Source organism: Hymenobacter saemangeumensis, assembly GCF_039541835.1.
GTDB classification, from domain to species: Bacteria; Bacteroidota; Bacteroidia; order Cytophagales; family Hymenobacteraceae; genus Hymenobacter; species Hymenobacter saemangeumensis.
Genome location: NZ_BAABGZ010000019.1, coordinates 1 through 16,073, shown reverse-complemented (window position 1 = coordinate 16,073; position 16,073 = coordinate 1). Strand labels below are relative to the sequence as shown.

16 protein-coding genes are annotated in these 16,073 nt (G+C 62.9%); 10 read left to right on the top strand and 6 right to left on the bottom strand.

From position 1 onward, the window contains the following. Window positions 1-215: 215 nt before the first annotated feature. Window positions 216-2,960, bottom strand: a complete 2,745-nt coding sequence (locus tag ABD919_RS09970) for a hypothetical protein (RefSeq protein WP_345235854.1) — start codon at window positions 2,958-2,960, stop codon at window positions 216-218. A gap of 185 nt (window positions 2,961-3,145) precedes the next feature. On the opposite strand from ABD919_RS09970, the gene ABD919_RS09965 reads away from it, so the two are divergent. Beyond that, window positions 3,146-3,754, top strand: a complete 609-nt coding sequence (locus ABD919_RS09965) for a hypothetical protein (protein WP_345235853.1) — start codon at window positions 3,146-3,148, stop codon at window positions 3,752-3,754. 254 nt (window positions 3,755-4,008) lie between these two features. Next, the gene (locus tag ABD919_RS09960) at window positions 4,009-4,536 is read left to right on the top strand and encodes a hypothetical protein (protein ID WP_345235852.1); all 528 of its coding nucleotides are present in this window, start codon (window positions 4,009-4,011) and stop codon (window positions 4,534-4,536) included. Between the two features lie 152 nt (window positions 4,537-4,688). Here ABD919_RS09960 and ABD919_RS23970 read toward each other — a convergent pair whose 3' ends face one another. Further along, on the bottom strand, window positions 4,689-4,991 hold the full coding sequence (locus tag ABD919_RS23970) for a T9SS type A sorting domain-containing protein (protein WP_425556406.1): 303 nt from the start codon (window positions 4,989-4,991) through the stop codon (window positions 4,689-4,691). 66 nt (window positions 4,992-5,057) lie between these two features. Here ABD919_RS23970 and ABD919_RS09955 point away from each other — a divergent pair, with 66 nt between their 5' ends. The 4 genes from ABD919_RS09955 to ABD919_RS09940 all read left to right on the top strand — a co-directional run bounded on the left by ABD919_RS09955 (window position 5,058) and on the right by ABD919_RS09940 (window position 8,381). Beyond that, window positions 5,058-5,366, top strand: coding sequence for a transposase (locus ABD919_RS09955; protein ID WP_345235851.1), 309 nt, complete (start codon window positions 5,058-5,060; stop codon window positions 5,364-5,366). Then, window positions 5,363-6,265, top strand: coding sequence for an IS3 family transposase (locus ABD919_RS09950; protein WP_345235850.1), 903 nt, complete (start codon window positions 5,363-5,365; stop codon window positions 6,263-6,265). Before ABD919_RS09955 ends, ABD919_RS09950 begins: the two co-directional genes overlap by 4 nt. 155 nt (window positions 6,266-6,420) lie before the next feature. Continuing rightward, window positions 6,421-6,594: a hypothetical protein gene (locus ABD919_RS09945; RefSeq protein WP_345235849.1), complete on the top strand. Its 174-nt coding sequence runs from the start codon at window positions 6,421-6,423 to the stop codon at window positions 6,592-6,594. Between the two features lie 311 nt (window positions 6,595-6,905). Continuing rightward, a complete protein-coding gene (locus ABD919_RS09940; RefSeq protein WP_345235848.1) occupies window positions 6,906-8,381 on the top strand; it encodes an APC family permease in 1,476 nt (491 codons plus the stop codon). A gap of 142 nt (window positions 8,382-8,523) precedes the next feature. Here the strand turns inward: ABD919_RS09940 and ABD919_RS09935 are convergent, their stop codons facing one another. The 3 genes from ABD919_RS09935 to ABD919_RS09925 all read right to left on the bottom strand — a co-directional run bounded on the left by ABD919_RS09935 (window position 8,524) and on the right by ABD919_RS09925 (window position 11,009). After that, on the bottom strand, window positions 8,524-9,252 hold the full coding sequence (locus tag ABD919_RS09935; RefSeq protein ID WP_345235847.1) for a carboxypeptidase-like regulatory domain-containing protein: 729 nt from the start codon (window positions 9,250-9,252) through the stop codon (window positions 8,524-8,526). Window positions 9,253-9,547: 295 nt separating this feature from the next. Continuing rightward, entirely contained in the window at window positions 9,548-9,979 is a 432-nt protein-coding gene (locus tag ABD919_RS09930) for a hypothetical protein (protein ID WP_345235846.1), read from the bottom strand. Window positions 9,980-10,247: 268 nt separating this feature from the next. Then, window positions 10,248-11,009, bottom strand: a complete 762-nt coding sequence (locus tag ABD919_RS09925; RefSeq protein WP_345235845.1) for a DUF547 domain-containing protein — start codon at window positions 11,007-11,009, stop codon at window positions 10,248-10,250. A 187-nt stretch (window positions 11,010-11,196) separates the two neighbouring features. Here ABD919_RS09925 and ABD919_RS09920 point away from each other — a divergent pair, with 187 nt between their 5' ends. Genes ABD919_RS09920 through ABD919_RS09905 form a run of 4 tightly spaced genes read left to right on the top strand, consistent with a single transcriptional unit; the run spans window position 11,197 to window position 14,969 of the window. Then, window positions 11,197-12,561: an NAD(P)/FAD-dependent oxidoreductase gene (locus ABD919_RS09920; RefSeq protein WP_345235844.1), complete on the top strand. Its 1,365-nt coding sequence runs from the start codon at window positions 11,197-11,199 to the stop codon at window positions 12,559-12,561. Between the two features lie 8 nt (window positions 12,562-12,569). Next, a complete protein-coding gene (locus tag ABD919_RS09915; RefSeq protein WP_345235843.1) occupies window positions 12,570-13,322 on the top strand; it encodes a porin family protein in 753 nt (250 codons plus the stop codon). 48 nt (window positions 13,323-13,370) lie between these two features. Further along, entirely contained in the window at window positions 13,371-13,595 is a 225-nt protein-coding gene (locus ABD919_RS09910; protein ID WP_345235842.1) for a hypothetical protein, read from the top strand. A 42-nt stretch (window positions 13,596-13,637) separates the two neighbouring features. Beyond that, complete coding sequence (locus tag ABD919_RS09905) at window positions 13,638-14,969, top strand: 4Fe-4S binding protein (protein ID WP_345235841.1); 1,332 nt, start codon at window positions 13,638-13,640, stop codon at window positions 14,967-14,969. Window positions 14,970-15,000: 31 nt separating this feature from the next. Here ABD919_RS09905 and ABD919_RS09900 read toward each other — a convergent pair whose 3' ends face one another. Beyond that, window positions 15,001-15,975 carry a class I SAM-dependent methyltransferase gene (locus ABD919_RS09900; protein ID WP_345235840.1) on the bottom strand — a complete coding sequence of 325 codons (975 nt, stop codon included), beginning with the start codon at window positions 15,973-15,975 and terminating at the stop codon, window positions 15,001-15,003. Between the last annotated feature and the right edge of the window lie 98 nt (window positions 15,976-16,073).

Below are 16,073 nucleotides of genomic sequence, written 5' to 3'. Positions count from 1 at the left end.
TTATTGAGGAGGTGATTTTTGGAGGTGATGAGGTGAAAACTTAAACAGAACGTCATGCTGAGCGGAGTCGAAGCATCTTGCCCGCAGTAGTAATTCCATTTGATTGGATATACTCTCGTGGTAAAGATGCTTCGGCTGCGCTCAGCATGACGTTCCTTTTTCCTTCATCACTCCTTCACCCCATCACCTCCTCACCCCATCACCCCATCACCCCATCACTTCCCCGCCTCTCCTACTTTTAAATCGAGGCGGCGCAGCTCTTTGCCTACCAGGCGCACGAGCTGGTACGTGTCGGAAGTTGCATCGTAGCTGAGGGCGACGCCCTGCCCGGTGCTGGGCAGTGGCTCGGCGCCGAGTGGCTTGCCCTGGGCATTGAACAGAAAAACCTGGCCTGGGCTTGGCTCGGTAATGGCCAATAGCCGCTTACCACGGCCGAAATCGAACAGCTGCACGGGCTTGGGGCCCGATGTTACCAGCGCCTGGCTGACCAGCGGGCGGCTGGCATTGGGCACGAAAATATCGAGTCGGCCGGCATCGTCGCGCACCACTACAAAGCTGCTGCTGCGCTGGTCGGGCACCAGGCGGAACTCGGCCGTCCGGCTCCAGGTAGCCACGCGCCGACGGGTCAGCACGTCGCCGGCCAGGCTGAAGGTCACCAGCTCGCCGTGTTGATTTACCAGCGTGAGGCGGCTGCGGCTCAGTGTCGCGCCGGGCTGCAGAAACAGCCCCCCAGCCAGGCGGGCGCCTACGCTGAGCGGAAAGCCGGGATAAAGCCCACCCTGCTGGTCGAAGGCATATACGTAGCCGTTTTTTAGCGGTGCTACCACCACGGCCCGCCCGTTGATGCGCAGCAGCATGGGGAGTCCGGCCAGGGGGAAATCCAGGCGTTTGGGCTGCCAGCCGGGGTAGAGCCGGCCCTGGGCGTCGAGCAGAAACAGGGTGTTGCCGGCCGTAGCGGCCAGCAGCTGAGTGGCCTCCCCGGGGCTGCTGCCAGGCGCGGCCAGTACGGCCTTCACCCGCACGGAGTCCGGCAGATTCAGGGGGAAGGGAGCCAGCTCGCGGCCGTCGCTGCCCAGCAGGTGCAGGCGGTTGCCGGCCCCCAGCAGCAAGCCGCCAGCCAGGGGCTGCACGCCCACCGCCTGCCCCTGGAGGGTATCAGACCACAGCACGGCATTGTCGGCGCTCACAAACTGCAGGGCCCGGGCCGAGTCCTGCACAACAACGGCGGGCACCCGGGTGCCCGGGGCGGGCAGCAGGGTCGGCAGGCCCACGAGGTGCTGCTTAAAGGCGATGCCGCGCCCATTGCCGCCGGCCTCGCCCTGCACCTGGGCCGGGTTCTGGTTGGGGTGGTGCAGCACCAGCTGCGTGAAATACTGGGCCTCGGGGTCGTTTTCGTTGTCGGCCGGCAGCAGCTGCATGGCCAGTTGCGGAAAGCGCTTGAACAGGCTTTCGTTGCGCAGCAGGCCCGCCCGCCGCTCCTCGGTCAAGGCCCCGAGCAGGGCATTCCAGCTGTTGCGGGTGTCTACGTAGATGCCCAGGCGGGCGTTGGGCAGGGTTTTCTCCAGAAAAGCCACCTGCGCCGGGCTGCGCGTCCACACGTTTCCGGCTACAACATCGCTGAGGTAGGCATTCAACGTGAGGGCGTCGCCCAGCACGAGGTAGTTGCCTACCAGGGCGCTGGCCCCGGGCAGCACTTCCATGGAATAGGGCGCGTGCGGGTCGAGCAGCGGGCCCAGCAGGGCCGCTTCCGGGAAGCCAATGGGGTTTAGCTGGTAAGGGCCTACCCTGGTGAAGGAAGGCGAGTTGTTGTGCAGGCGGCGCAGCCGGCCCAGCCACTGGCTGGTGCGGCCCGGGTTGGGGCAGTAAGCAAACGCCAGCCGGCCCGGCTGGCTGCCCGCGGTGGGGGCCGCCAGGTAGGCCACGGCTATTTCCCCGCCCAGGGTGGCCCGCAGGCTGTCGAGGGCGGCCACCCGTCCCAGCGTATCGGTCTTCGCCGGTGCTGCCGGCCAGGTTTGGGCCGGCGTGGCGGCCAGGTGCAGCACCAGGGCCGTGCGCGTACTAAGCAGGTCGGCCAGGCGCAGCGGCCGGGCCGGCTGCCCGCGCAGCAGCTGGTGCAGGGCCCCCCGGGCCGTTTCGGGGTTGGAAAAGCCCTGCAGCTCGGCCCGGCTGCCGGACAGCTTCAGCCCCAGCATGCCCTCCGAAGCTAGGCTGGTGAGCTGGTCGAACTGCCCGTGGGTGTCGGGCCGAAACAGCACGTCCAGGAACTTGGGCAGGCGCCGGTAGTTTACCAGCAGGGTGGCATCCAGCTCGCGCAGCTTCAGCAGGTCGGTGTTGGCGAAGGGGCTGAGCACGGTGGCGGCCCCGGGATGGTCCAGGCGCCGCACCACCGCCTCTACCAACGCTGGGTTGGCACTGATGAGCAGGTGGTTGCGGTAGTTCAGCACCGTCAGGCTGGCCTCGCTGCTGCGCTCGGTCAGCACGGTGAGCTCGTGGTTCTCGTAGTCGCGCGTAGCCAGGCGAAAGCGCGGGTCGCGCCCCAGCGTTTCGAACAGGCTGCGCACCTGCCGGTACTCGCTCACGCGTGCCAGAGGCACCTGGTACAACACATCGAAGGTGCCCGGCCCCGTCACGTGCACCGAGGTGATAACGAGCTTGCGGCCCAGCAGCTGCAGCACGCCCCGGCGTCGGGTGGCGCCGCGGGCCAGGCTGTCGGCCAGGGCCAGGTGCCCGGCCGCCTGCTGGAAGTAGCGCACGGCCGTCAGGTTGTCCCAAATCTGGGTTTCCTGCAGGTGGCGCACCAGCGTAGGGTGGTCGTGGGTGCTGAGCACAAACACGGCATCGTCGGGCACCAGCGCGTAGGGGTCTACGGGCTCGGCGGCCAGCGTGCGCCGGTAATACACGTAGGTGGCCAGCGTGAGCAGCAGCAGGGCCGAAATAAGCGCCAGGAGCTTGCGGGACATGCAGCGGGTTAAGGTGCGGAATGGCGAAAGTACGGCGGCCGCGGCCTTCTGGTCGCGCCTGAGCAGCGGGTTGCCGCGTATCTTTCAGGCTAAAGAAAGCAGAAAACGACAGCGGCAGCTGAACACTCCCTGGGCAGTTGCCTGTTACCTTTTCGCATTTTCCTGCTCAGGAACTGAATTTTTCCATGGCACACCGGCTTGTTCGTCGCCTCCTCCGTTGGCCCCGTTTCCGGGTAGTGGCCCTGTTGCTGGGCGCTGGCCTGGGTATGGCGGGCTGCTTTCAGCTGCGCGAGCCCGAGCCGGCCACCGTAGCCAGCGAGTGGATTCAGCCCACCCAGGTCGACATCCTGCTCAACAACTTCACCACGGCTGTGCGCACGCTCAACGTGGCCAACTACGAGCGCTGCTTCCGGGCCCCGGGCTACCGCTTCGTGCCCGACCCTACCAGCGCGGGCTCATCGCAGGCCATCTTCGCCAACTGGAGCGTGCCCGAAGAAACCACCTACTTCACCAGCCTGCGCCGCCGGACTGCCCCCGGCAGCAGCAACAGCCTCTTGCTTACCGACCGCCGCGACAATCCCTACAGCATCGACTCGGTAGAAGTATCGGCGCTTTACCAGCTGCGGATAAACCAGCGGGACACGGCTTTTCGAGCCAGCCTGCTGCAGGGCAGCCTACGCCTGGTGCTGGTGCGCCGCCGCGACAACGAGTGGAAAATCAAGGAATGGCGCGACCAGCGCACCGGCACCGGTGCCTGCTGGACCGATTTGAAGCGCTACTTTTTCACACACTAGCCGGTTTGGTGCTTAGTGCTCAGTGCTCGTACGTTATTCTTCATGAAATACGCCAAATTGAAAAGCCCAATGGCCAGCATAGGAATTGGGTCATCTCATTCCCTACAGCTCAAAAGAAGGGGTACTGCGCTCTATTGCATTCAGTTCAACATGACAGAGGACGCAAGACCACCGAGAACTAGGCACTGAGCACTAGGCACTAGGCACTAGGCACTAGGCACCAACAACCGCCAACCCGTTGTATATTTCGCCTCATGAAGAAGGTGTTGCGCGCCGCATTTGCTCCTCTCCTGCTGCTGTCTCTGCTGGCAGGTGCCTGCAATCCGTTCGCACCGGCCCTGGATGAGGTGCCCACCGACCAGAATCAGCTGCTGGGGAACCCCGTGACGGTGCGCGGCTTTTTCGACCGGTTTCGGGCTTCCTACCAGCTGCGCGACTCCACACTGTACGGGCAGCTGCTCACCCCGCGGTTTATTTTTACTTACCGCGACTTTGCCGCCAACGTGGACCGCTCCTGGAACCGCGACGTGGACGCTAACACCACCTACCGCCTGTTCCGGGCCGCCCGCAGCACCAACCTGCAGTGGACGCAGTACCTGCCCAGCTCCGACACGCTGACCTCCGATACCCTGGCCTACGTAGAGCGCTCCTTCCTGCTCACCATCGAGCAGCGCGACAACGAGCGGTTCAGCGGGGCCGGCACCGCCCGCCTGGTGCTGGTGCGCCGCAACCGCAGCGAACCCTGGCGCATGCGCAGCTGGTACGACCGCAGCGAGTTCTGATTCGGGTCGTTTGATGTCTTCCTGCCGCTGGCCCGTTCTGCCTAATTAATTAAAGCAAAATAGCTCAACTATGGGTCGAGCTATTTTGCTTTTAGTATTTATTGGGTAAAGGTATTAAGAAATGTTAAGTCTGAAACCGCTATAAATACCTGCTAGTTTACTACCAGACGTCCAACCATGAGGGGAACTGTCGCGCCAGTTGGGTCTTTTACCCAAATAAAGTAAAGCCCGGATGGCCAGCCTGCCACGTGCCAGCTAGTGCTGTGGGCGGTAAATGACTGGGTCAGCAGAGTACGCCCGTGCAAATCAGTTACCTCTACGGTTGCAGTCCGCCCGTCAGTTGGCTTTGCCAGGTGAACAACCCCGCTGGCAGGGTTTGGGAACAGTTCCCATCTCAAGGGCGCGATAGGGGCCCCACGGGCCGGCAGCACCCGCCCCCGAAAGCTGGCCCGCATCAGTACCAAGTCGTATGAGGTGGTCGGCTAAATCTGGACAGTTTAGGGTGGTATCTTTCCTTCGTCATGAAAGACACGCCAAACCCCGACAAACGCCGCAAGTACGACGCGGCCTTCCGCGCCGAAGCCCTACGGCTGGCTGAGCGAAGCCGCTCGGCCCAGGCCGCCGCTCGCGCGCTGAACATCGACCCCAAGCGCATCTACCAGTGGCAGAAAGCCGCCCAGGCGCCCGTGGCCGCCGCATTGGGGCCTGCCCTGGACCCGGCCACGGCCGCCGAGCTGCGCCAGCTGCGGGCCCTGGCCCGGCGGCAGGCGCAGGAGCTGGAAATTTTAAAAAAAGCCATTGCCATCTTTTCGCAGACCGAGAACCCATGAGCCGCTACCGCTTCATCGCCGCCGAGCGCGAACACTACCCCGTGCGGCGGCTCTGCCAGGTGCTGGGGGTACCAGCCAGCGGCTTTTACGCCTGGCAGGCCGACCGGCAGCGGGCGGTGGGGCAGGCGAAGACACCGGCTTGGGAAACGGCGCTGGTCAAGGCCTTTCGGCACCATAAACGCCGCTACGGCACGCGCCGGCTGCAGGTGGCCCTGCGGGAAAAAGGCCACCGGGTGGGCCGCCAGCGCCTGCGCACGGCCATGCGAGCGCGGGGCCTGCGCGCCTTGCAACCCAAGGCCTTTGCCCCGCGCACCACGGACTCGACCCACGGCTTGCGCTGCGCCCCCAACCGGCTGCTGGACCAGCCCAAACCGACCCAGGCCAACCGCGTTTGGGTCTCGGACATCACGTATTTGCCGCTGGCCAACGGCGCCTGGGCCTATTTGTGCGCGTTCCAGGACATGGCCAGCAAGCACGTCGTGGGCTGGCACGTCATGGCCACCATGCCCGAAGAGCTCATCACCACGGCCTTGCAGCGTGCCTTTTGGGCCCAACCGCCCACGCCGGGGCTCGTCGTGCACTCCGACCGCGGCGGGCAGTACTGCTCCAACGCCTACCGCGCCCTGCTCAACGGCCACGGGGCCGTCCGCTCCCAGAGCCGGCGCGGCGAGTGCTACGACAACGCGCAGGCCGAAAGCCTCTGGTCGCGGCTGAAAACGGAGGTGCTCGAACTCCGCGAGTGGCCCGTTTTCGCCGACCTGGCCGACGCTCAAACCAGCGTCGCGGACTATTTCGACTACTACAACCACGACCGGCTGCACTCCAGCATCGACTACCAGACGCCCTATCGCACTCACCAACAATTCCTTAAAACTACTGCCCTAAACTGTCCAGCCTAATCGGACCACCTCAGAGTTGCCACTTTTTTGAGGGCTGGGTACGAGGTAGGAAGAAGCCGTGTTTGTTCATATAGTATTGAAAGTTTGTGTTCAAAAGCGAAGGTAGAAATTATATTCAACATATGAATATTTAAATATTAAATAACTAGAGGTTTGTGGGGCCCACAGAATGTTATAAATGCAGCGATGCACGCTCCTTCCTGCTCACCATCGAGCAGCGCGACAACGAGCGGTTCAGCGGGGCCGGCACCGCCCGCCTGGTGCTGGTGCGCCGCAACCGCAGCGAACCCTGGCGCATGCGCAGCTGGTACGACCGCAGCGAGTTTTAGAGCTGATAGTTGTCAGTTCCTTGTTGTCAGTTATCAGCTGTAGTATAGCGGCTTTCTGTTTCCAGCCCGCATCGCCAGCTTTCCTACCCTCCCGCGGGCAGGAATAGGCGGGTACGAAGTCCCTTCACGTCGGGTATTTTACCAAAGGCTACAAGCTCCTGGCTTTGAGGTTACGCCACCTGGATTAGGTGTTACACGAGGAGGGAGCGACCGTGCCCTTCGGATTGGGTGCTTTCCTTCTACCAGCGCCCACCCCGTTTCCATTCCTCGTTCTATCTTCCCGGCTTCAACGCAGCCCTTTTCCTTTTTTCATGACCGAAACTCCTACCGAACAGCCCCATTTTAAGCGGGCCATTAACCTTTTCGACGCCATCATGCTCGTCACCGGCAGCATGATAGGCTCCGGCATCTTTATCGTATCGGCCGACATTGCCCGGCAGGTGGGCTCGGCCGGCTGGCTGCTGGTGGTGTGGCTGCTCACGGGCTTTATCACCATGGCCGGGGCCATCAGCTACGGCGAGCTGGCCGCCATGTTTCCCAAAGTGGGCGGGCAGTACGTGTACCTGCGCGAGGCCTTTGGCCGCCTGACGGCCTTTCTCTACGGCTGGACGCTGTTTCTGGTCATCCAAACCGGGGTTATTGCCGCCGTCGCCGTGGCCTTTGCCAAGTTTACCGGCGTGCTGCTGCCGTGGTTCAGCGTGAAAAACGTGCTGGCGAAGCTGGGTCCGTTCGAGTTCAGCAGCGTGCAGCTGCTGGCCATTGTACTCATCGTGGGCATTACGGCGCTGAATGCGCGGGGCGTGAAAACCGGCAAGCTCATTCAGAACGTGCTCAGCAGCACCAAGCTGGTGGCCCTGGGCCTGCTCATCGTGTTTGGCGTAGCGTTGGGCCTCAACCCGGAGGCCATACAGGCCAACTTCGCCGACCTCTGGACGGCCTCCCGCCACGCCGCGCCGGGAGTAAGCGCGCTTACCGTGCCCATCAGTGGCACGGCCCTCGTCATTGGCATCGGCATGGCCATGACCGGCTCCCTGTTCTCGTCCGACTCCTGGAACAACATCGGCTTTGCCGGCGAGGAAATTCAGAACCCCGAGCGCACACTGGTGCGCAGCATGGCCATCGGCACGGCCATCGTCACGGCCCTCTACATCCTTATCAACGTGGTGTATCTGCTGGTGCTGCCCCTGCAGGGCTCGCCCGACGCCGCCACCGTAAACGGACGGGGCATTATGTACGCCACCGACGACCGGGTGGCCACGGCCGTAGCCGAGTCGGTGCTGGGCCCGGCCGGGGCCTACGTGCTGGCGGTGCTCATCATGCTCAGCACCTTTGGCGCCAACAACGGCATCATCCTGTCGGGGGCCCGGGCGTATTACGCCATGGCCAAGGACGGCCTGTTTTTCCCGGGCCTGGCCCGGCTCAACGGGGCCGGGGTACCGGGCCGGGCGCTGTGGGCGCAGTGCCTGTGGGCCTGCCTGCTCTGCCTGAGCGGCTCCTACGGGCAGCTGCTCAACTACGTGATGTTCTCGGTTATTCTGTTTTACGTCATCACCATTGTCGGCATTTTCGTGCTGCGCCGCACCCGCCCGGAGGCCCCCCGCCCCTACCGCGCCTGGGGCTACCCACTGGTCCCGGGCCTGTACGTGCTGCTGGCCTCGGCCTTCTGCCTTATCCTGCTCATGGCCCCGGATACGGCCGAGTTTTCCCGCCGGGGCCTGCTGCTGGTGGCGGTGGGCCTGCCCGTATACTGGCTGTTCGGCCGCGGCTTTGGAACAAAGTCTCACTAGCCCAACGGCTCCCCCGCTGTTGGGCTGCGGCAATACTTTTTAAGCAAGGCGCCCGGCTCTCCGCTTTATTCGAGTTGCGGCACGTGCATAAAAAAGCCCGGCTTTCCCATAAGGAAGCCGGGCTTTTTTATGCACGTGCCTTTTAGCGACGTTTGCGCTTGCCACTGTTAGGGTTGGGCGTCAGCGACACATTTACCGGCTGATTGCCGCGGGTACGCACCTCTTCGTCGTTGTAGCCGCCGTAGCCATACACCAGGGTATTGTCGCTATTGGGCACGTCGATGGAGTAGTTGCCGTTGGCGTCGGTGCTGGTGACTTTGCTGCTGCCCCGCAGCATGACGGTAGCGCCCACCAGGGGGCGACCGTTCTCATCCGCAATCCGGCCGGTCAGGGTGACGTTGGCTGCGGCGGCCGGTTCGGGGGCCGCGGCGGGAGCGGGGGCCTCGGCGGCTGGCTCGGGGCTGGCAGCGGCCGCTACGGGCGAGGCAGCCGGGGCACTGGCGGCCTGGGTGCTGGCGGGGGCCGCCGCAGTGGGCGTCCCTTCAGCTGCCGGTTGCTCGGTGCGGGTGGTGGTAGCAGCTGCCGCGGTGGCAGTAGCCAGCGGCGCTGCTTTCAGGCCGGCGGCAATGCTGTCTTCCGAAGTGGGGGCCGTGGCTGTCACGGCCGCATCATCGAGCATGAAGGTTGGGGTCATGCCTTCGAGTCCGTCGCCCTTGCCTTTGGGGAGCAGCAGATAGCCCACCACCAGCAGCAGCATGATGCCTCCCAGGATAAGGGCCAAACGGTTATTGCCCGAGGAAAGCTCTTCGTCCTCGGCCTCCAGATTGGGGTCGTAGCTTTCGTTGTCCGTGGGTAGATTTTCGTTGCTCATAGAAATTAAAAAAGGGGGTGAAGTTGAGTTGGAATGACGCAAAAAAAAGGGTAAACATGGCTCACCAAGTCTGCGCAAGTTAGGAGTTTGTTACGTCTTTCAATCGTTTTCACCGTTTTTTTCACTTGTTTCTCCAAGCGCACTGGAATCCCGAACACCAGGTAAACCCTTGTAGTCTGGCAGGCCGGCGCAAGTGCTTACAGCCGAGCGGCTCACTACAGCAAAAGGGCCCTGTGGCTGCCGATACATATCGGCAGTCACAGGGCCGCTGGCTCGGGATGGTGCTTAGTTACTTCTAGGGGTTACTTACCGTGCCATCGCCCGTGATGGGCCGGGCCGGGCCGGTGGGTTCCTTAGCCCCGAAAGGCTGCTCGCGGGTGCGCAGCTCGTGGTCGAGCTCGATGCTGCCTTCGGCTTCGAAGCCGGGGCCCTGGGCCTGCTCGCCGGCGGAATGGTGCTCGTTGCCGCCGCCGGGGTTGATGTCGTCGCCGTGAATGGTCAGGTTCTCCAGCTGGTCTTTCTGGTTGTTGCGCTGCCGGTAGCCATTGGCCCCAATGTAGCGGGCGGCAGTGGGGTCGCTGCTGGCCTTGTTGTTGCTTTGGTCCTGCTGGTATTCCTTTTCCCGCTGCAGCTGCTCGTTCTGCGGGAAGTCCTTGTTTTCGGTGATGCGGGCGTGCTCGCCTTCGTTGGGGTCGGTGCCGTCGCCGGAGAAGTTATCTGGTAGCATGATGAAGGATTATGGTGAGTGAAGCAATTTTTTGATGTGCTGATTTTTTGATGTGCTGATGTGCTGGTGTACTAAGTGCTGATGGAGGAAGTACGCGGCCCTGATTAAACCGTTTCAAATCCACTTTTAAAGCAGCCCCTGCTACCCAGGCTTACCTCATCACCAAAATCACATCATTACTCCAGCATATCAGCACATCAAACAACCAGCACATCAGCACCTAAGCACCTAAGCACCTAAGCACATCAGCACATCAGCACATCAGCAATTAATACTTCTGGTCGTTTAATGACCAGTCGTAGGGGTAGTAATCAACGGCATAGCCAGCCGGAATGGTCTTGCTGTCGCGGAACTGGTTGATATACGCCACCCCGGTTTTGCCGCTGGCTTTGAAGTCGGCTTCGTACCATTTAAAGATTGGCGAGACGTGCACTTTTTTCGCTCCTGCATCTACCCGAATAAACTGGGGGTCCTGCAGCACGCGCCGGGCCTGTACCGTCAGCTGGGCATCGAGGCTGTTGCCGGTATAAGCATCGCGGTTGAAGCGCGGGCAGCTTTTAGCGGCGCACACCAGGGCAAAGTGAATGCGTGGGTCGTTGTAGGCTTCGCGCAGCTTGAGCTTTTCCAGGTCGTTGAGCGTCAGCTTATCGCCGGCCACGCTTACCAGGGTTCGGTCGAAAAAGCCGGGCACTTTCTCCACGGAGGCCAGGGGGTAGCGCTCTACTACCTGGGCAATGACCAGCAGGTTGTAGGCATTCATATAAAACGCTTTGCGGTCGTCGTCGGAAGCCGAAGCGGCATCGAAGGTTTCGTAGCGACGCAGCAGCCCTTTCAGCTCCAGCGGGTTGCGCTTGATTGCGGCGTAGTTGACGTTGCCATCGGCATTCACAAACTTCTTGAAGAATGCCGCCGTGGCCGCCGTCAGGTTGGGCGTGGGTGGCGCCACTGCCGTCACCTGCTGGCTGGTGAGCAGGATGCACAGGGCCGCCAGGCCTGAGATGAAGAGCCTCCGAAAATGCAAAACGTTCATAGCAATGGAAAAACAGGTGAGAGGATAAGTACTAATGTAGGGTGAGCGGGGGCGAAAGCAATACCCGGTAGTCAATACAACCGACAGCCCGACCAATTGTGTGCCCTTGAAGCTACATTTGGGTGGGCATGGCCGGCCAATCCGGCCCCGGCAGCAGTCCGTATCTGCGTCTCCTCTACTTCCCTGCATGCACCTGGTCATCATCGGCAATGGCATCACCGGCATCAGCTGCGCCCTCACCGTGCGCCGGCTGCAGCCCGCGGCCCGCATTACCATTGTCTCGGCCGAGACTGCCCACCACTACGCCCGCACCGCGCTGATGTACGTGTACATGGGCCACCTGCGCTACCAGGACATCAAGCCCTACGAAGACTGGTTCTGGGCCGAAAACCGCCTGGAGCTTATTCATGCCAGCGCTACCGACCTCGATACGGGTACCAGGCAGGTGCAGCTCGATAATGGCGCCACCCTCTCCTATGACAAGCTCCTGCTGGCCACCGGCTCCGTAAGCCGGCGCCTGAGCTGGCCCGGGCAGCACCTGGCCGGCGTGCAGGGCCTCTACAGCTTGCCCGACCTGGAGAGCATGACGCGCGACACCCAGGGCATTAGCCGCGGTGTGGTGGTAGGCGGCGGCCTTATCGGGGTGGAGCTAGCCGAGATGCTGCACAGCCGCGGCATCGAGCCGCTGCTGCTGGTGCGCGACACCCGCTACTGGGGCAGCGTGCTGCCGCCCGAAGAAGCGCAGCTGGTAGACCAGCAGCTGCGCAGCCACCACATTGACGTACGCTACGGCACCGAGCTGCGCGAAATTCTGGGCGACGCGCAAGGCCGGGTGCGGGCCGTGCTCACCTCCACCGGCGAGGAAATACCCTGTCAGTGGGTGGGCCTGGCCATTGGCGTGGCGCCCAACCTGGCGCTGGCCCGCACGGCCGACCTGGAAACCGAGCGCGGCATTCTGGTGGACGAGCTGCTGCAGACCAGCGCCCCGGACGTGTACGCGGCCGGCGACTGCGCCCAGCACCGCCGGCCCGGGGCGGGGGAAGTACCCATAGAGCAGCTCTGGTACACCGGCCGCATGCAGGGCGAAACCGTAGCCCACACCCTCTGCGGGCAGCCTACCCCCTACCAGCGCGGCCCCTGGTATAACTCGGCCAAGTTCTTTCAGCTCGAATACCAAACCTACGGCCAGGCCCCGGCCGAGCTGCCCGAGGAGCTGAGCAGCTTCTACTGGCAGCATGCTACCCGGCCGGTGGGCTTCCGGGTATATTTCCGCGCTGAGGCGCCCCATGCGGTAGTCGGCTTCAATGGCATGGGCCTGCGCCTGCGCCATGAGGTATGCGAGCAGTGGATTCGGCAGCAGGTGCCAATACGTGACGTTATGGCCCGCCTCGGGGCAGCTAACTTCGACCCGGAGTTTTTCCCCCAGCAAGAAAAGGCCATTGTGGCGGCCTTCTCCAAGCAGTTTCCGCAGCTGGCGGTGCCACTCCAGCAAAAAAAAGGCTTGTGGAGCCGCTGGCTCCCGGCTACCGGTCATCTTACTTCTACCCAGTAAACTTTTTTATGAAACGCAAGCTGCTGACCGCCGGCCTGGCTGCCGGATTCCATCTACTTTCCGCCCCAGCCCAGGCCCAGACCGAAATTTTTATCGGCCCACAGGTGGGGTTTACCCGGGCCTCGGCCGGCGTCAACTATTCTGTGCTGAGCAACTACGACGGCCCGCCGTCGGACCCCATTTACACGGCCCACGCCGGTGCGATGATGCGCCTTGACTTTGGGGGGAACCTGTCCTTGCAGCCGTCCTTGCTGTTTGTGCGCAAAGGCTATAGGGTAAAAACCCTGGAAGCGCAGTACGACAGCCGCAACGGGGCCCGCTACACCAGCGACCGGCGCTTTGGCATTAACTTTCTGGAGCTGCCCGTCAACCTGGTGTTCAGCCCCGACTACTCGCCGGAGCTGCAGATTTTTGCCGGCCCATACCTCGCCATTCCCCTGGGTGGAACCGTAACCCACAGCCAAACCTTTTACGACTCCCAGACCAACGACATTACCACGGAGGAGCAAGGCAGCCAGCAGCTGAGCAAAGGCAGCGCCACGCCTACTCATCCCTTTGGCAGTGGCATGGCTTCTACGGATATGGGCCTGCAGGCAGGATTCGGCTTTCTGCTGGGGCGGCTGCAGCTGCAGCTCAGCGCCAGCGCGGGCTTCTCCCCCATCATTCAACGCCACGGCGCCGCGCTCAACACCACGGCCGACCCCGAGCTGGGCCTGCGCACCGTGCAGCTCAGCGGTGCTTATCTGTTTAAGCTAAAATAGCCGGCGGCTGGTCTGCCTGCCTTTCATACTTCGCCTTTTCTCTTTCCCGTGGATTTCTCCAAGCTATACCGCCCGTCGGCCCTCAACAGCTTTCAGTTCATTGCCCTTACCGGAGTGATAATGAGTGGCGCCGCTCATCTCATCATCAAGTACCTGGTGGCAAACCCGCTGCCCGCGGGCTTCCCCTGGCTCTACGTGTGCTGGACGGCCCTGTACATCGTTGGCTCCCTTATCAACCTGTTTGGTAAACCCGACCAGCACCACCATCACTAATACCAGGAGCTGCGCCGCGCTTTTCCGTTTTCATTGCCTCTCATGTACCCAGCTGCACCACTTCCAGATACATCACCGGCTGAGAAAGGCTGGCTCGCGGTGATTGCTGCGGGCCTGCTGGCCTTGCTGCTCACCGCCGCCGACGCCGATACCGGGCGGCAGGTGGCCTGGCTTTACGCGGGCATGGGGCTGGTGAGTGCCGGCACCCTGGGCTGGAGCTGGCTGAAGTTTGGCCGCCGGCCTGCCGGGGTGCAGCAAGACAACCTCTGGCTGCGCAGCAGCACCAGCCGGGGCAGCATAGCCTGGGTGACCGGCCTGGTGCTGACGGGCTTCTACGTGCTGCTCTACTGGTTCCCGGAATATCTGGAGCGCCTGGTGCGCCCGCTCGACGGCTTGAGCCTGTGGCTGCGCGGGCAGCCTGCCAACCAGTGGTTTCTCTACGGCACGTTCTACACCCTGGCCATTCTGCTCATGGGTGGCCGGGCGCTGTGGAAATACCGCCACTCCCGCTACCAGGTGATTCGCACGCTGTCGGTAATGTTTTTTCAGACCGGCTTTGCCTTCATCCTGCCCGGCCTGCTGCAGCTTTTTCAGAAGCCGGAGTTTTACTTCACCTATTTCTGGCCCCTGAAGTATGGCTACCTGTTTCCCAACGACGTCAACTACTTGTTGGAAAATGGGCAGGCGCTGGGTGTGTTCATGGTGTTCTGGGGGGCCATGATGAGCTTTCTGGCTACGCCCGTGCTCACCTACTTTTTCGGCAAGCGCTGGTACTGCTCCTGGGTGTGCGGCTGCGGCGGCCTGGCCGAAACCGCCGGCGACCCCTACCGGCAGCTGTCCGACAAAAGCCGGCAGGCCTGGCGCTGGGAAGTGCGGCTCATCTACCCCATTTTTGGAGCCATCATCATTATTACTGCCCTGCTATGGGTAAACTACAGCTGGGGCAATAACTTCCTGGGCCAGGTGGGCGACGTGGCCGCCAAATGGTATGGGTTCCTTATCGGGGCCCTGTTTTCGGGCGTGGTGGGCGTGGGCTTCTACCCCATCCTGGGCAACCGCGTGTGGTGCCGCTTCGGCTGCCCCATGGCTGCCTACCTGGGCTTGTTGCAAAAGCACTTTTCCCGCTTCCGCATCAGCACCAACGGCGGGCAGTGCATCTCCTGCGGCAACTGCTCCAACGTGTGCGAGATGGGCATCGACGTGAAACAGTACGCCCAGCGCGGCGAGCCCATCATCCGGGCCAGCTGCGTGGGCTGCGGCATGTGCTCCACGGCCTGCCCCCGCGGCGTGCTCAACCTCGAGAATGGTCCGCGCGAAGGACGCTACGCGGGCTCCCCACTGATTCATGCGGATTCGCTGCGAATCCTGTCCTAAAGCCATGGCCAGGCCAGCAGTCTTCTACCACTTACAGCGGCCGGTACACCCCAAACAGCAAATCACTCGGGTGCTTCTCCAGAAAAGCATCCTCCAGCCGGAACAGCTCGGCCAGCAGGGCCTGCGCCTCCGCGTTGCCTTCGTTGGTAAAATGGTGGGCAATATCCTTGAGTACCAGCGTGAGGATGTTGCCGCCCAGCGCGGCTTCTTCCAGCGGCTGAAAGTGGCGGCGCAGGGCCGGCACGATGCGGTCCGACTCGGCCGCCTCGGAAGGGTCGGCCAGGCGCATGCGCCACAGGCCGGGGCCGCTGACGCTGGTTTTGAGCTGGCGCGAGAGGTAGCGCACCCGGTAGCCCCGGGGCAGCACGTCCCGCAGAATGCGGTTGGATTCGGCCAGCTGGGCGGCCGTCCACTGCAGGCGGGCGGGCCCTACGTAGTCGTTGAGCACCAGCAGGCCGTCGGGGCGCAGGGCCCGGCGCACGCGGGCCACGACGCCGTCCACGTTGTGGAAGTGGTGCAGGGCCGAGTGAAACAGCACCACGTCGTAGGAGCCCGGCTCAATAGCTAGGGCATTCACGTCGGCCACCTCCGCCTGAAAGTTGCGGAGGCCCTCTTTTTGCGCCGTGGCCGCCGCCTGGGCCAGCAGCCGCGCCGCGATGTCGACGCAGCGTACCTCGGCAAAGTGCGGCAGCCGGGCAAAGGCCAGCTCGTGGGAAGCCGCCCCGCTACCCAGCGACAGCAGCCGCAGGCCGGTGCGGCCCGCCAGGTACTTTTCGGCCACGTAGGGCTCGTAGGGCTGCGTCGGGCTGCCGGTCATGCGCTGGTTCCAGCGGCGGCGCACGGCCGGCACCTGCCACCAGTTGGCCGCCCGCAGCGCCGGGTCGTCGAAAGCCGAGCGGGTACGGGCCAGGGCACTCAGCCGCAGCTTGGACAGCAGAAACGGCAGCCCGCGCTGCCGCAGCTTGGCCAGGGTTTCAAGCAGGTCGTCGGGAGTGATGAGCGGCATCGGGTGGTGAGATTCAGCTTGCAAACCCAAGTTGCGGGCTATAGGCCGGCTTGGTGGAGGGTGTGGGCAAAAATGAAGAGGGCAATTTTCAGGGCAAA

Coding starts and splice junctions, on each gene's coding strand:
- ABD919_RS09925 (WP_345235845.1), bottom strand. CDS start 11,009: ATGAACGTTTTGCATTTTCGGAGGCTCTTCATCTCAGGCCTGGCGGCC.
- ABD919_RS09955 (WP_345235851.1), top strand. CDS start 5,058: ATGAAAGACACGCCAAACCCCGACAAACGCCGCAAGTACGACGCGGCC.
- ABD919_RS09965 (WP_345235853.1), top strand. CDS start 3,146: ATGGCACACCGGCTTGTTCGTCGCCTCCTCCGTTGGCCCCGTTTCCGG.
- ABD919_RS09960 (WP_345235852.1), top strand. CDS start 4,009: ATGAAGAAGGTGTTGCGCGCCGCATTTGCTCCTCTCCTGCTGCTGTCT.
- ABD919_RS09905 (WP_345235841.1), top strand. CDS start 13,638: ATGTACCCAGCTGCACCACTTCCAGATACATCACCGGCTGAGAAAGGC.
- ABD919_RS23970 (WP_425556406.1), bottom strand. CDS start 4,991: ATGCGGGCCAGCTTTCGGGGGCGGGTGCTGCCGGCCCGTGGGGCCCCT.
- ABD919_RS09940 (WP_345235848.1), top strand. CDS start 6,906: ATGACCGAAACTCCTACCGAACAGCCCCATTTTAAGCGGGCCATTAAC.
- ABD919_RS09935 (WP_345235847.1), bottom strand. CDS start 9,252: ATGAGCAACGAAAATCTACCCACGGACAACGAAAGCTACGACCCCAAT.
- ABD919_RS09915 (WP_345235843.1), top strand. CDS start 12,570: ATGAAACGCAAGCTGCTGACCGCCGGCCTGGCTGCCGGATTCCATCTA.
- ABD919_RS09950 (WP_345235850.1), top strand. CDS start 5,363: ATGAGCCGCTACCGCTTCATCGCCGCCGAGCGCGAACACTACCCCGTG.
- ABD919_RS09930 (WP_345235846.1), bottom strand. CDS start 9,979: ATGCTACCAGATAACTTCTCCGGCGACGGCACCGACCCCAACGAAGGC.
- ABD919_RS09920 (WP_345235844.1), top strand. CDS start 11,197: ATGCACCTGGTCATCATCGGCAATGGCATCACCGGCATCAGCTGCGCC.
- ABD919_RS09970 (WP_345235854.1), bottom strand. CDS start 2,960: ATGTCCCGCAAGCTCCTGGCGCTTATTTCGGCCCTGCTGCTGCTCACG.
- ABD919_RS09900 (WP_345235840.1), bottom strand. CDS start 15,975: ATGCCGCTCATCACTCCCGACGACCTGCTTGAAACCCTGGCCAAGCTG.